This window comes from Streptomyces sp. NPDC005706, assembly GCF_040631045.1.
Classification (GTDB): Bacteria; Actinomycetota; Actinomycetes; order Streptomycetales; family Streptomycetaceae; genus Streptomyces.
Window position 1 is genome coordinate 1 of the sequence record NZ_JBEXYS010000021.1, and the last position, 14,738, is coordinate 14,738.

The window sequence follows — 14,738 nt, forward strand, 5'->3', positions numbered from 1 at the left end:
AAACGCCCGGTTACATTCCGAACCCGGAAGCTAAGCCTCACAGCGCCGATGGTACTGCAGGGGGGACCCTGTGGGAGAGTAGGACGCCGCCGAACAAATTTTGAAAAGGGTTGGACCCCGAACTTCGGTTCGGGGTCCAACCCTTTTTTGTTCTGCGTAACTTCGAGTTCACGTTCCACCCGCAGCATCGGAGCCATGGGTACTGCTGCAATGCTCAGGGCGGCCGGCGTCGGAGCCGGTGACGAGGTCGTCGTACCGGCCTTCGGGAACGTCGAAGTGGCCGAGGCCGTCACCCAGGCGGGTGCGCTCCCGGTGTTCGCCGACATAGATCCAGCCAGCTACTGCCTCGACGCGTCAGCCGTGGAGGCGGCGACAACTGCACGCACGGCGAGCATAGTTGTCGTGCACCGCTTCGGACGGCGCGCGGACATAGCCCGGTTGCACCAGCTCGGACAGCGGCACGGGCTGCTCGTGCTGGAGCAGGGGGAGTCCGAGGCGCCGTACGACGAGATGGCGCAGCGCAGGGAGCGAGCCGCCTACCTCGACGCCAAGTTGAAAGGCGTGCGGACGCCGGACGGGGGCCCCGGGCACACCTACCAGCAATACGTGGTGCGGGTGCCCGGTAACGGCCGGCCGGACCGCGACGCCTTCGCCCGCGCCCTGCGGGCCAAGGGAATCGACTGCCGCGTCCCCGTGAAGACCCCCGTGCACCGGCTCTCGGAGTTCCGGCGCTGCGTCACGCTGCCGGAGACCGAGCGGGCCGCGGACGAGACGCTCGCCCTGCCGGTGGACGCCTCCCTCACCAAGCGGGAGATGCAGCGGATCGTCTCCGCCTGCAACGCGCTCGGCGGACTGCTTCAGCCCGCCTTCTGAACGTACGCCGAACGAGTTTGGGGACTCGGGCCTGTTCAGGGTATGGTTTTCTTGTTGCCGCGAGGGAAACCTCGAAGGCGACAGGCCCCTATAGCTCAGTCGGTAGAGCGTCTCCATGGTAAGGAGAAGGTCAACGGTTCGATTCCGTTTGGGGGCTCCGACAGAAAGGCCCCGCCCAATTGGGCGGGGCCTTTCTCATGCCTCCTGGTGGGGCTCCGGCACTCGCATCGCGAGGATCGCCATGTCGTCGGACGGGGCATCCGAGGCGAAGCGTTCCACCGCGCGCATGATGCGCGCGGCCACCGCGCCCGCCGTGAGGCCCGTGCACGTGGTGAGGACGTCGGCGAGGCCGTCGTCGCCCAGCATGCGGGTGCCCTCCCGGCGTTCGGTGACCCCGTCCGTGACGCAGAGAAGGACGTCACCGGGGTCAAGGGTGACCGTCTCCTCGTACAGCTCCAGGTCCTCGATGACACCGAGCAGCGGCTGGGGTTCGGCCGACGGGACCACCGTGCCGTCCTGGCGCAGGCGCAGCGGGAGCGGATGGCCGGCGCAGACCACCTTCAGCTCGGCGCTGCCGTCCTCCTGCGGCCGCATCTCGCCGTAGAGCAGCGTGAGGAAGCGGCTGCGGTCGCCCTCGTCGAGGATGGCCGAGTTCAGCCGCTCCAGCACCGCCGGGCCGGAGAGGCCCTCACGCGCCAGCAGGCGCAGCGCGTGCCGGGCCAGGCCGGTGACCGCGGCCGCGTTCGGGCCCGTGCCGCAGACGTCGCCGATGGCGAAGCCGTAGGCACCGTTGCCGATGGGGAAGAGGTCGTAGAAGTCGCCGCCGACCTCGTTGCCCTCGCCGGCCGCGCGGTAGATGACCTCGACCTCGACGCCGTCGATGTGGGGCAGGCCGGGCGGGAGCAGGCTGCGCTGGAGGGACTGGCTGATGGCCGTGCGCTCCGAGTACAGACGGGCGTTGTCCAGGGCGAGCGCGGCCCGGCGGGACAAGTCCTCGGCCAGTTCCAGGATTTCCTGGCGGAAGTGTTCGTCGGTCGGCTTGCCGAGGGTCAGCATGCCGATGACGCGGTTGCGGGCGACCAGGGGCAGGACGACCGTCTCGCCGCCGACCGCGGAGGCCGTGGCGAGCGTCGGGCCGATGGCCGAGGCGGCCTGATGGGTGGGGCCGCCCGCCAGGCCCAGGCTGCGCATGGAACTGCGCAGGGCCGCCTGGTGGGCGACCTCGCCGGGCGCGGACCAGATCCGGGCGCCGGGCGTCGGCACCGGGTCGGGCGCGGGCACCTTCGACAGCAGCGACTTGATGCCGTCGATGAGGTCCTCGTCCTCGTGCAGCACGTACGACAGATAGGGCTCCGAGGCCTGGTCGGCGATCGTGTAGACCGCGCACCAGGTCGCGAGGGTCGGCACCGTCATCTGTGCCATCAGGGCCAGGGTCTGGTCGCGGTCCAGGGTGCCGGCCAGCAGGTCGGAGGCCTCGACCAGGAAGCTCAGGGAGCCGCGGCGCAGCCGCTCCAGCTCGCCCAGCCGAGCCGACTCGACCGCCAGCGCGATGCGGTCGGCGGCGAACTGCAGGCGCAGCGCCTCCTCGTTCGAGTACCGGCCGGGTGCCTCGGCGGCGACACCGAGGGAGCCGGTCAGACGGCCCTCGACCTTCAGCGGGACCGTGACCACGGAGCGCATGCCGGTGCCGGACAGCAGGGGCACGGCTCCGGGGACGGCGGTGAGGTCGTCGTGGACGGCAGGCATGCGTGCGGAGCCGTAGCGACCGGGGCCGGCTTCCACGGGCACGCGGGCGAAACGCTGGCGGGCGGAGGGCAGGCCGGTGGAGGCGCGCACCTCGAGCTCGGTCTCGTCGTCGGTCGCGAGCAGCAGGAACGCGGAGTCGCCGTCGAGCATGTCGCGGGCCCGCTCCACCGTGCGCTGGAGCAGGCCGTCCAGGTCGTCGGGGGCGGGGGAGCCGATGAACACCTCGAACGGGTCGGTGCTCTGCCCGTCGGAAGTGGACGTCTGGTCGGTGGCGGGACCGCGCAGCGGCGTCTGCAGGACGGCGCGCTCGTGATCGCGTACCAGGAGGCACACGGTGGACGGCTCGCCGCCGGTGTCGCGGACCCGCAGGTGGGAGGCGTACACCGGGGCGACCCTGCCGTCGGCGCGGCGGATGCCGTAGCTGCCCTCCCAGCGGGAGAGCTTCAGAGCCTCGGCGATGCCGGTGCCGGTGCCCGGGGTGTGCGGCCAGGCCGCGAGGTCGGTGAGGGGCTTGCCGACGACCTCGTTCGCCGAGTGGCCGAACAGTTCCTCCGCGTCCTCGTTCCAGGCGCTGACGGAGCCCTTCCGGTCGACCTGGAGGACCGCGACGCGGATCCGGCCGTCGGCCAGCGGGAGCAGGTCGGCGGGGAGCGAGGGGCCGGCGGCACGCGTGCCGACCGGGCGTTCGGGCAGGTCGAGCTGGAACCAGACGTTCTTGTGGGTGGGCGTGTAGTCCACACCCCAGCGGGCCGCCAGGGCCGCGCACAGCTGCAGGCCGCGGCCGCCCTCGCGGTCGGGGTTGCCCATCGCGGCGTGGGCGCTCTGCACGGGCAGCTCGCGCTCCGGGTAGCGGTCGGAGACCTCGACGCGGACGCCGTCCTCGGTGCGCAGGCACAGGACCTCCGCGTGCGTACCGGCGTGCACCACCGCGTTGGTCACGAGTTCGCTGGTGAGAACCACCGCGTCGTCGATGATGTCGGCGAAACCCCAGCCCTGGAGGGTGTCGCGGACGAAGGACCGGGCGGTCGCCACCGATCGTCCGACGGGCTCGAAGCTGGCGGCCGCGCGCGCGGTGATCACAAAACTCCTCGGCCTGTTGTCGGCGGACAGGGCTGCGGGGCCGGCCGGCTCGCGCCGCTGCTGCGGCATCAGCTCACCCGTCGGCCGTGGCTCCGGGGGTTGTCCCCCGGGGATCAGTCCGGTGGTCATGTTCTGCGGCCGCCCCTCCGATGCCCGCTCGTTCTGGTGCCACCGCCCAGGCCGGACGGACCGGTGCGGCTGGACAGCCGCATGCAAGGTTACTTACCTTCGCCGTCCGAGCGGATGCCGGTCGCCGTTGTTTAACCCCCCAGGGTGTGTGCGGACGATGTGCGAAGCTGCCGAACTGTTATGGCCTGGTTCGGCCGGGGTGAAACACTGGGCAAGCTTCTGATGAAGGTCCGCTCAGTTTGAGTGTGTTCCGTGCACGGCGGGCAGCAGCCCCTGGTGTGTCCGGAGCTCATCTGGCAGAAATACCGAGCAGTAACGGGTACGCGGAAGCAACCGGTATGCCGGGGAGCGGCACACCGGACCGATGTGACCGAGCACGGCAGTAACGGTCTACCCCTTCGGGAGGGACACAGTGGAGTCTGGCGCAGCGACGCGGGGCACGAAGGCGCGCGCGAAGGGCGGACAGTCCCAGGGCAGGGGCGGCGGCACCACCGTCGTGGACACGGCCGCCCTGAACCGGCTGCAGGCGGCCCTGGTCGCCATGCGGGACGGGAACTTCCGCAAGAGGCTCACGGTGTCCGGGGACGGCGTGATGTCGGAGATCGCCGCGGTCTTCAACGAGGTCGCCGACCGCAACCTGCACCTGACCGGTGAGCTGTCGCGCGTGCGGCGCATGGTGGGGCGTGAGGGAAAGCTCACGGAACGGCTGGAGACAGGGGCCTGCGAGGGCTCGTGGGCGACCGCCGTCGACAACTCCAACGCGCTGGTCGACGATCTGGTGTGGCCCGTCTCGGAGGTCAGCCGGGTCCTCACGGGGGTCGCGGAGGGTGATCTTTCGCCGCGGATGGATCTGCGCACGCAGGCGCCGGACGGCACCGGGCATCCGCTGCGGGGTGAGTTCCTGAAGGTCGGCCGTACGGTCAACAACCTGGTCGACCAGCTGTCGACGTTCACCGACGAGGTCACACGCGTGGCCAGCGAGGTCGGCACCGAGGGCAAGCTCGGCGGCCAGGCCCGGGTGCGCGGGCTCTCGGGTTCGTGGAAGGACCTGACGGACTCCGTCAACACGATGGCGTCCCGGCTGACGGCCCAGGTGCGGGACATCGCCCTGGTGACCACCGCGGTCGCCAAGGGTGATCTGTCGCGGAAGGTCACCGTTCACGTGGCCGGCGAGATGCTGGAGCTGAAGAACACCGTCAACACGATGGTCGACCAGCTCTCCGCGTTCTCCTCGGAGGTGACGAGGGTCGCGCGGGAGGTCGGCACCGACGGCATCCTCGGTGGTCAGGCGCACGTGCCGGGTGTGGACGGCACGTGGAAGGAGCTCACCGATTCGGTGAACCTGATGGCCGGCAACCTGACGGCCCAGGTGCGGGGGATCGCCCAGGTGACCACGGCGGTGGCCAACGGTGATCTGTCGCAGAAGGTGACGGTTCCGGCGCGGGGCGAGGTCGCTCAGCTCGCCGAGACGATCAACCAGATGACCGAGACGCTGCGCATCTTCGCGGACGAGGTCACGCGCGTGGCCAACGAGGTCGGCGCCGAGGGCCGGCTGGGCGGTCAGGCGACGGTGCCGGGTGTCGCCGGCACCTGGAAGGACCTGACGGACTCCGTCAACACGGTGTTCCGGAACCTGACGACGCAGGTGCGTGACATCGCCGCGGTGACGACCGCCGTGGCCAGCGGTGACCTGTCGCAGAAGGTCACGGTTGACGTGGCCGGCGAGATGCTGGAGCTGAAGAACACCGTCAACACGATGGTGGACCAGCTCTCCGCGTTCGGTGCCGAGGTGACGCGGGTCGCGCGGGAGGTCGGTGTCGAGGGTGAGCTGGGCGGTCAGGCGCAGGTGCCGGGCGCTGCCGGTACCTGGAAGGACCTGACGGACTCCGTCAACACGGCGTTCCGGAACCTGACCGGCCAGGTGCGCAACATCGCCCAGGTGACCACGGCGGTGGCCAACGGCGACCTCTCCCAGAAGGTCACCGTGGACGTCTCCGGTGAGATGCTCCAGCTGAAGAACACCGTGAACACGATGGTGGACCAGCTGTCGAGCTTCGCCGACCAGGTGACGCGGATGGCCCGGGACGTGGGGACCGAGGGCCGGCTCGGCGGGCAGGCCCGAGTGGACGGGGTGTCGGGCACCTGGAAGGAGCTCACCGACTCCGTCAACTCGATGGCGTCCAACCTGACCGGTCAGGTGCGCAACATCGCGCAGGTTACGACGGCCGTCGCGCGGGGTGACCTCTCGCAGAAGATCGACGTGGACGCGCGCGGTGAGATCCTCGAGCTGAAGAACACCATCAACACGATGGTCGACCAGCTCTCCGCCTTCGCCGACCAGGTGACCCGGGTCGCCCGGGACGTGGGCACCGAGGGCCGTCTCGGCGGCCAGGCGCAGGTGCCGGGCGTGGCCGGTGTGTGGCGGGACCTGACGGATTCCGTGAACGGCATGGCCGGCAACCTCACCGCCCAGGTGCGCAACATCGCCCAGGTGGCCACGGCGGTGGCCCGCGGTGACCTCTCCCAGAAGATCACCGTGGACGCGCGCGGGGAGATCCTGGAGCTGAAGAACACGCTGAACACGATGGTGGACCAGCTGTCGTCGTTCGCCCAGGAGGTCACGCGCGTGGCCCGTGAGGTGGGCACCGAGGGCATGCTGGGCGGGCAGGCGGAGGTCCAGGGTGTCTCGGGCACCTGGAAGGACCTCACGCAGTCCGTGAACTTCATGGCGAACAACCTGACCATCCAGGTGCGCAACATCGCCGAGGTCACGACCGCCGTCGCCAAGGGCGATCTGTCGAAGAAGATCACCGTCGACGCGAAGGGCGAGATCCTCGAGCTCGTCACGACGGTCAACACGATGGTGGACCAGCTCTCGAGCTTCGCCGAGCAGGTGACCCGGGTGGCCCGTGAGGTGGGCACCGAGGGCATCCTGGGCGGTCAGGCGCACGTACCGGGTGTCACGGGCATCTGGAAGGACCTGAGCAACAACGTCAACCTGATGGCCAACAACCTGACCATGCAGGTGCGGAACATCTCCCAGGTGGCGGCCGCGGTCGCCAACGGTGACCTGACGCGGCAGGTGACCATCGAGGCGAGCGGTGAGGTCGCGCAGCTCGCGGACACCTTCAACACCATGGTGCGGACCCTGAGTTCGTTCGCCGACCAGGTCACCAAGGTGGCCCGTGAGGTGGGTACGGACGGCATCCTGGGCGGCCAGGCACACGTGCCGGGTGTGGCCGGCACCTGGAAGGACCTCACCGAGTCCGTGAACCAGATGGCGTCCAACCTGACCGGTCAGGTGCGCAACATCGCCATGGTCACCACGGCCATCGCCAAGGGTGACCTGACCAAGAAGATCGACATCGACGCCCGTGGCGAGATCCTCGAGCTGAAGACGACGATCAACACGATGGTGGACCAGCTGTCCAGCTTCGCCGAGGAGGTCACCCGGGTCGCCCGCGAGGTGGGTACCGAGGGGCAGCTCGGCGGTCAGGCACGCGTGCGCGACGTCGACGGCACCTGGCGTGACCTGACGGAGTCGGTGAACGAGATGGCCGGGAACCTGACCCGGCAGGTGCGTGCGATCGCGCGCGTGGCGACCGCGGTGACCCGTGGCGACCTGAACCTGAAGATCGACGTCGACGCCTCCGGCGAGATCCAGGAACTGCAGGACTACATCAACAAGATGATCGCCAACCTGCGCGACACCACGATCGCCAACAAGGAGCAGGACTGGCTGAAGGGCAACCTGGCCCGTATCTCCGCGCTGATGCAGGGGCGTCGGGACCTGGCGGACGTGGCCTCCCTGATCATGAGCGAGCTGACGCCGGTGGTCTCCGCGCAGCACGGCGCGTTCTTCGTGACGATGCCGCTCATGGACGGCCAGGACCTCGGCGCCGACGCCGAGGAGCACTACGAGCTGCGGATGCTCGGCTCGTACGGCTACCTGACGGGCTCCATGCCGGCGTCGTTCCGGCCGGGTGAGGGGCTGATCGGCACAGCCGCCGAGGAGAGGCGCACGATCCTGGTGGAGAACGCGCCCAGCGGCTATCTGAAGATCTCCTCGGGGCTCGGCGAGGCCCCGCCGGCGCAGGTGATCGTGCTGCCGGTGCTCTTCGAGGGCAAGGTGCTCGGCGTGATCGAGCTCGCGTCGTTCACGCCGTTCACGCAGATCCAGAAGGACTTCCTCAACCAGATCGCCGAGATGATCGCGACCAGCGTCAACACCATCTCGGTGAACACCAAGACCGAGCTGCTGCTGAAGCAGTCGCAGGAGCTGACCGAGCAACTGCGGGAGCGGTCGGCCGAGTTGGAGAACCGTCAGAAGGCGCTGCAGGCGTCCAACGCCGAACTGGAGGAGAAGGCCGAGCTGCTGGCCCGGCAGAACCGGGACATCGAGGTGAAGAACACCGAGATCGAGGAGGCCCGGCAGGTCCTGGAGGAGCGTGCCGAGCAGCTCGCGGTGTCCATGCGCTACAAGAGCGAGTTCCTCGCCAACATGTCGCACGAGCTGCGTACGCCGCTGAACTCCCTGCTGATTCTGGCCAAGCTGCTCGCCGACAACGCCGAGGGCAACCTCTCCCCGAAGCAGGTCGAGTTCGCCGAGACGATCCACGGCGCCGGTTCCGATCTGCTTCAGCTGATCAACGACATCCTGGACCTGTCGAAGGTCGAGGCGGGCAAGATGGACGTCTCCCCGACGCGCATCGCGCTCGTCCAGCTCGTGGACTACGTGGAGGCGACCTTCCGGCCGCTGACCGCGGAGAAGGGGCTGGACCTGTCGGTGCGGGTCTCCCCGGAGCTGCCGGCCACCCTGCACACCGACGAGCAGCGGCTGCTGCAGGTGCTGCGCAACCTGCTGTCCAACGCGGTGAAGTTCACCGACTCCGGTTCGGTGGAACTGGTGATCCGGCCCGCCGGCACCGATGTGCCCCAGATCATCCGGGAGCAGATGCTGGAGTCCGGTTCGCTGACCGACCCGGACGCCGGCCTGATCGCGTTCTCGGTGACCGACACGGGAATCGGCATCGCGGCCAGCAAGATGCGGGTGATCTTCGAGGCGTTCAAGCAGGCGGACGGTACGACCAGCCGCAAGTACGGCGGCACCGGTCTCGGTCTGTCGATCTCGCGGGAGATCGCACAGCTGCTCGGCGGCGAGATCTACGCACAGAGCGAACCGGGCCGCGGCTCGACGTTCACGCTGTATCTGCCGGTGCATCCGAGCGAGTTGCCGCCGCAGGGCTACCAGCAGTCCGTGCAGGCGCTGGAGGCCGGTGAGCTGCTCGCCTCCGAGGGCCGGCCGGACGCGGATCTGTCGGCGGCGGAGATCGAGACGCCGGCGGAGGTGAAGTCGTACCGGGAGACGCAGAACGGGGCCGCCGCGCTCTTCAGGCGCCGCCGCCGGAGTCTGCCGCCGCCCGAGCACCGGCCGGAGCAGTGGAGCACGGTCGCCGAGCAGGAGAGCGCGTCGCAGCCGGTCCTCGCGGTACGGTTCGGCGGCGAGAAGGTGCTGATCGTCGACGACGACATCCGCAACGTGTTCGCGCTCACCAGCGTGCTGGAGCAGCACGGGCTGTCGGTGCTGTACGCGGAGAACGGCCGTGAGGGCATCGAGGTGCTGGAGCAGCACGACGACGTGGCGGTGGTGCTGATGGACATCATGATGCCGGAGATGGACGGGTACGCGACGACCACGGCGATCCGCAGGATGCCGCAGTTCGCCGGGCTGCCGATCATCGCGCTGACCGCGAAGGCGATGAAGGGCGACCGGGAGAAGGCGATCGAGTCGGGTGCCTCCGATTACGTGACCAAGCCGGTCGATCCGGACCATCTGCTGGCGGTCATGCGGCAGTGGATGGGTGAGCGGTGACGGGCTCGCGGGAGCGGATGTGAACGCGGCGGGAACCTTCGGCGTGCACGCGGAGTTGTCGGAGTGCGGGGTGCCGGGCCGTGCGCCGGGACGTGTGGGAATCCTGGATTCCGGGAACCTTCGGGTCACTCACGGCGTTTCGCTTATGTGCACAGTGACATCGCGGTGACAGGGTGTGGCGACGGGCAGGGTGCGGCTACGATGACCGGCACAAGGACGGGCGGCGAAAGGGAGTCGTCCCCTGGGGCGGCGCCCGGTGTACCGCCGGGGCGAGGAGGGCGGGCCATGGTGCAGAAGGCCAAGATCCTCCTGGTCGATGACCGGCCGGAGAATCTGCTGGCGCTGGAGGCGATCCTCTCTGCGCTCGATCAGACGCTGGTGCGGGCATCGTCCGGGGAGGAAGCGCTCAAGGCACTGCTCACGGACGATTTCGCGGTCATTCTGCTGGACGTCCAGATGCCGGGCATGGATGGGTTCGAGACCGCCGCGCACATCAAGCGGAGGGAGCGGACCCGGGACATCCCGATCATCTTCCTCACCGCGATCAACCACGGCCCGCATCACACCTTCCGGGGTTACGCGGCCGGCGCGGTGGACTACATCTCCAAGCCGTTCGACCCGTGGGTGCTGCGGGCGAAGGTCTCCGTGTTCGTCGAGCTGTACATGAAGAACTGCCAGCTCCGGGAGCAGGCGGCGCTGCTGCGGCTGCAGTTGGAGGGCGGCGGCAAGGGCGCGGTCGGCGGCAAGGAGTCCGCGGGGCTGCTCGCCGAACTGTCCGCGCGTCTGGCGGCCGTCGAGGAGCAGGCCGAGGCGCTGTCGAAGCAGTTGGACGACGAGTCCGCGGACGCCGCCGCGGTGGCCACGGCCGCTCATCTGGAGCGGAAACTGACGGGCTTGCGACGGGCGCTCGATGCCCTGGAGCCGGGTGCGGGCGCCGGCAGCCAGTCGGTGCCGACGCAGAACTGACGTCCGTCGGGAAGGCAGTTGCCCATGAGTGCGCGTCACTTCCGCGCCTCGGCAAGGGCGACACGAACGGGTGAAGCAGTGGGCACACGTGTCCGCTGTCGTCTCCCCCGGTAATCTCACACCTATGGCCTCACGTCCCTCCGCAGCCAAGAAGCCGCCCGCCAAGAAGGCGGCCGCTCCCGCGAAGGCTGCGGCGAGGAACGCCGCCGCGAAGAAGGTCCCGGCGAAGAAGGCGCCCGCCAAGCGGGCGCCGGCGAAGAAGGCCGCGCCGCCCAGGCCGGCTCCGAGCCCCACGGGGGGCGTGTACCGACTCGTGCGCGCCCTCTGGCTCGGCCTCGCGCACGCCGTCGGCGCCGTCTTCCGCGGCATAGGGCAGGGTGCGAAGAACCTCGACCCCGCCCACCGCAAGGACGGCGTCGCGCTGCTGCTCTTCGGCCTCGCGCTGATCGTCGCCGCCGGTACCTGGGCCGACCTGCGCGGCCCGGTCGGCGACCTGGTGGAGATCCTGGTCACCGGCGCCTTCGGGCGGCTCGATCTGCTGGTGCCGATCCTGCTCGCGGTGATCGCGGTCCGCTTCATGCGGCACCCGGAGCAGCCGGAGGCCAACGGCCGGATCGTGATCGGCCTGTCCGCCCTCGTCATCGGCGTCCTCGGGCAGGTGCACATCGCCTGCGGGGCGCCCGCCCGCAGCTCCGGCATGCAGGCCATAAGGGACGCCGGCGGGCTCATCGGCTGGGCGGCGGCGACCCCGTTGACGTACACCATGAGCGAGGTGCTCGCCGTACCGCTGCTGGTGCTGCTGACGGTCTTCGGGCTGCTCGTGGTGACCGCCACGCCGGTCAACGCCATCCCACAGCGCCTGCGCGCGCTCGGCGTGCGCCTCGGCCTGCTCTCCGACCCGCAGGAGTTCGAGGCCGCCGGGGACGACGAGCGGTACGACGAACAGTGGCGCGAGGCGCTGCCCGCGCGCCCCCGCGGGCGCCGGAGCGCCCCCCAGGCGTACGACCCCGAGGGAGCCGAGGAGGACGCGCTCTCACAGCGCCGCGGCCGCCCGAGGCGCTCCGCGGTGCCGCAACCCGATCCGCGGCGCCGGATGGACGCGGTGGACGTCGCGTCGGCCGCCGCGGCCGCGCTCGACGGCGCCGTCCTGCACGGCATGCCGCCGTCCCCGGTCGTCGCCGACCTCACCCAGGGCGTGAGCGTGGGCGAGCGCGAGGACACCACCCCGGTGCCCACGCCTGATCCGGCGCCGGCCCCGACGCCGGTCCCGGCCGCCCGCCCCAAGCAGGACAGGCTGTCCACCGGCGGCGTCCCCGACCTGACCAAGAAGGCCCCCGACGAGCCCCGTGACCTGCCCGCGCGCGCGGAGCAGCTCCAGCTCTCCGGTGACGTCACCTACGCGCTGCCGTCGCTGGACCTGCTCACCCGGGGCGGCCCCGGCAAGGCCCGGAGCGCGGCCAACGACGCGGTCGTCGCCTCGCTCACCCAGGTCTTCACCGAGTTCAAGGTCGACGCGGCCGTCACCGGCTTCACCCGCGGTCCGACGGTCACCCGCTACGAGGTCGAGCTCGGCCCCGCCGTGAAGGTCGAGCGGATCACCGCGCTGACGAAGAACATCGCGTACGCCGTCGCCAGCCCCGACGTGCGGATCATCAGCCCCATCCCCGGCAAGTCGGCGGTCGGCATCGAGATCCCGAACACCGACCGGGAGATGGTCAACCTCGGTGACGTGCTGCGCCTCGCCGAGTCCGCCGAGGACGACGACCCGATGCTGGTCGCCTTCGGCAAGGACGTCGAGGGCGGGTACGTGATGCACTCGCTGGCGAAGATGCCGCACATGCTGGTCGCGGGCGCCACCGGCTCCGGCAAGTCGTCCTGCATCAACTGCCTGATCACCTCGATCATGATGCGGGCGACCCCGGAGGACGTCCGGATGATCCTCGTCGACCCCAAGCGCGTGGAACTGACCGCCTACGAGGGCATCCCGCACCTGATCACGCCGATCATCACCAACCCCAAGCGGGCCGCCGAGGCCCTGCAGTGGGTGGTGCGCGAGATGGACCTGCGCTACGACGACCTCGCCGCCTACGGCTACCGGCACATCGACGACTTCAACCGCGCCGTCCGCGAGGGCAAGGCCAAGCCGCCGGAGGGCAGCGAGCGCGAGCTCCAGCCGTACCCGTATCTGCTGGTGATCGTGGACGAGCTGGCCGACCTGATGATGGTCGCCCCGCGGGACGTCGAGGACGCCATCGTGCGCATCACGCAGCTCGCGCGCGCGGCCGGCATCCACCTGGTGCTCGCCACCCAGCGCCCGTCGGTCGACGTGGTCACCGGCCTGATCAAGGCGAACGTGCCCTCCCGGCTGGCGTTCGCCACCTCCTCGCTCGCCGACTCCCGGGTCATCCTCGACCAGCCGGGAGCCGAGAAGCTGATCGGCAAGGGCGACGGCCTCTTCCTGCCGATGGGCGCGAACAAGCCCACGCGTATGCAGGGCGCGTTCGTGACCGAGGCCGAGGTCGCGCTCGTCGTGCAGCACTGCAAGGACCAGATGGCGCCCGTCTTCCGCGACGACGTCACCGTGGGCACCAAGCAGAAGAAGGAGATCGACGAGGACATCGGCGACGACCTCGACCTGCTGTGCCAGGCGGCCGAGCTGGTCGTCTCCACCCAGTTCGGGTCGACTTCCATGCTGCAGCGCAAGCTCCGGGTCGGCTTCGCCAAGGCGGGACGGCTCATGGACCTGATGGAGTCCCGCAACATCGTGGGACCGAGCGAGGGTTCGAAGGCGCGTGACGTTCTCGTGAAACCCGACGAGCTGGACGGCGTACTCGCGGTGATACGTGGGGAGACGGACGGATAGGGCAGCGGGCCGCCCGGCGTGTCGGGGTTACGCCGGGTGGCGGCAGCGCCGTGATCCACCCGTTAGGGAGCGGCGGGCAACCGTTTCCCCTCGCTGTACGTCAAGTTGAGCGAAAGGACCGGTACGGATCCCGTCCTGGGGTATGTGTCTGTCCCACCATCGGGTTGTCGGGCCATACCGATGGCGTACAAACACCCCCCGCCCGGTCGCTCCACCCTTTCGTACCCGCCTAGACTGAACCTCCAGCACAGGTGGCTCACACGCTCGAAAGGCGCCCCCGTGTCCATCGGCAACTCCCCTGAAGACGAGCGTCCGTTCCACGACGTGTCCGAGGAAGCCCGTCCCTCCGTCGGCCACGCCCTGCGGCAGGCCCGCATCGCGGCCGGGCTCACGGTCGACGACGTCAGCAGTGCCACTCGTGTCCGTATCGCCATCGTGCACGCCATCGAGGCGGACGACTTCGCCCCCTGCGGCGGTGACGTGTACGCGCGCGGGCACATCCGCACGCTGGCCAGGGCCGTGCGTCTCGACCCCGCCCCGTTGATCGCGCAGTACGACGCCGAGCACGGCGGGCGGCCCGCGCCCACCCCGGCCGCGCCGATGTTCGAGGCGGAACGCATCCGTCCCGAGCGCCGGGGACCCAACTGGACGGCGGCCATGGTCGCCGCGATCGTCGCCGTCGTCGGTTTCGTCGGGTTCACCGCGTTCAAGGGCGGCGACAGCGGCAACGACGCCAAGTCGCAGGTGGCCGAGGGGGCCTCGCCCGAGCCCGGCAAGTCGTCCTCGCCCACCCCCAAGAAGGACAAGCCCGCCGCGCCGTCGTCCGAGCCGTCCGACAGTGCCATCGCCGCCGCACCGCAGGACAAGGTCACCGTCCAGGTCAGCGCGCCGAACGGGCGCAGCTGGATCTCCGCCAAGGACCACAACGGCCGGATGCTCTTCGACGGGCTGCTGAAGAAGGGCGAGTCCAAGACCTTCCAGGACAGCTCCAAGATCAACCTGATCCTCGGTGACGCCGGCGCGATCGAGCTGTACGTCAACGGCAAGAAGATCGAGGACGACTTCCGGCCGGGCGCCGTGGAGCGTCTCACGTACACGAAGGGCGACCCCGAGGCCGGATAAACGCAGACGGGGCGCGGATGTGACGGGGTTGGCCAAGATCGGCCAACCCCGTCGACGTGGGGTGTCAGCCAGACAAAGTAGTCTTGA

The 14,738-nt window shown here is 69.8% G+C and carries 6 protein-coding genes, 1 tRNA gene and 1 rRNA gene; 7 read left to right on the top strand and 1 reads right to left on the bottom strand.

The window, feature by feature from the left end; all coding sequences use genetic code 11:
* The 3 genes from rrf to ABZ478_RS27270 all read left to right on the top strand — a co-directional run.
* A 5S ribosomal RNA gene (gene rrf, locus ABZ478_RS27260) occupies positions 1–95 on the top strand; the annotation flags it as partial.
* Positions 96–195: 100 nt separating this feature from the next.
* Positions 196–873 carry a DegT/DnrJ/EryC1/StrS family aminotransferase gene (locus tag ABZ478_RS27265; protein WP_359553291.1) on the top strand — a complete coding sequence of 226 codons (678 nt, stop codon included), beginning with the start codon at positions 196–198 and terminating at the stop codon, positions 871–873.
* A gap of 84 nt (positions 874–957) precedes the next feature.
* A tRNA-Thr gene (locus ABZ478_RS27270) sits at positions 958–1,030 on the top strand.
* 38 nt (positions 1,031–1,068) lie between these two features.
* On the opposite strand, the gene ABZ478_RS27275 is transcribed toward ABZ478_RS27270, so the two are convergent.
* Positions 1,069–3,828, bottom strand: a complete 2,760-nt coding sequence (locus ABZ478_RS27275; protein ID WP_359553292.1) for a SpoIIE family protein phosphatase — start codon at positions 3,826–3,828, stop codon at positions 1,069–1,071.
* Between the two features lie 412 nt (positions 3,829–4,240).
* Here ABZ478_RS27275 and ABZ478_RS27280 point away from each other — a divergent pair, with 412 nt between their 5' ends.
* The 4 genes from ABZ478_RS27280 to ABZ478_RS27295 all read left to right on the top strand — a co-directional run bounded on the left by ABZ478_RS27280 (position 4,241) and on the right by ABZ478_RS27295 (position 14,651).
* Positions 4,241–9,700 carry a HAMP domain-containing protein gene (locus ABZ478_RS27280; RefSeq protein ID WP_359553293.1) on the top strand — a complete coding sequence of 1,820 codons (5,460 nt, stop codon included), beginning with the start codon at positions 4,241–4,243 and terminating at the stop codon, positions 9,698–9,700.
* A 285-nt stretch (positions 9,701–9,985) separates the two neighbouring features.
* Positions 9,986–10,666, top strand: a complete 681-nt coding sequence (locus ABZ478_RS27285; RefSeq protein ID WP_359553294.1) for a response regulator — start codon at positions 9,986–9,988, stop codon at positions 10,664–10,666.
* A gap of 124 nt (positions 10,667–10,790) precedes the next feature.
* Positions 10,791–13,529, top strand: a complete 2,739-nt coding sequence (locus tag ABZ478_RS27290) for a DNA translocase FtsK (RefSeq protein WP_359553295.1) — start codon at positions 10,791–10,793, stop codon at positions 13,527–13,529.
* 279 nt (positions 13,530–13,808) lie between these two features.
* Entirely contained in the window at positions 13,809–14,651 is an 843-nt protein-coding gene (locus ABZ478_RS27295; protein WP_359553296.1) for a RodZ domain-containing protein, read from the top strand.
* The last annotated feature ends 87 nt before the right edge of the window (positions 14,652–14,738 follow it).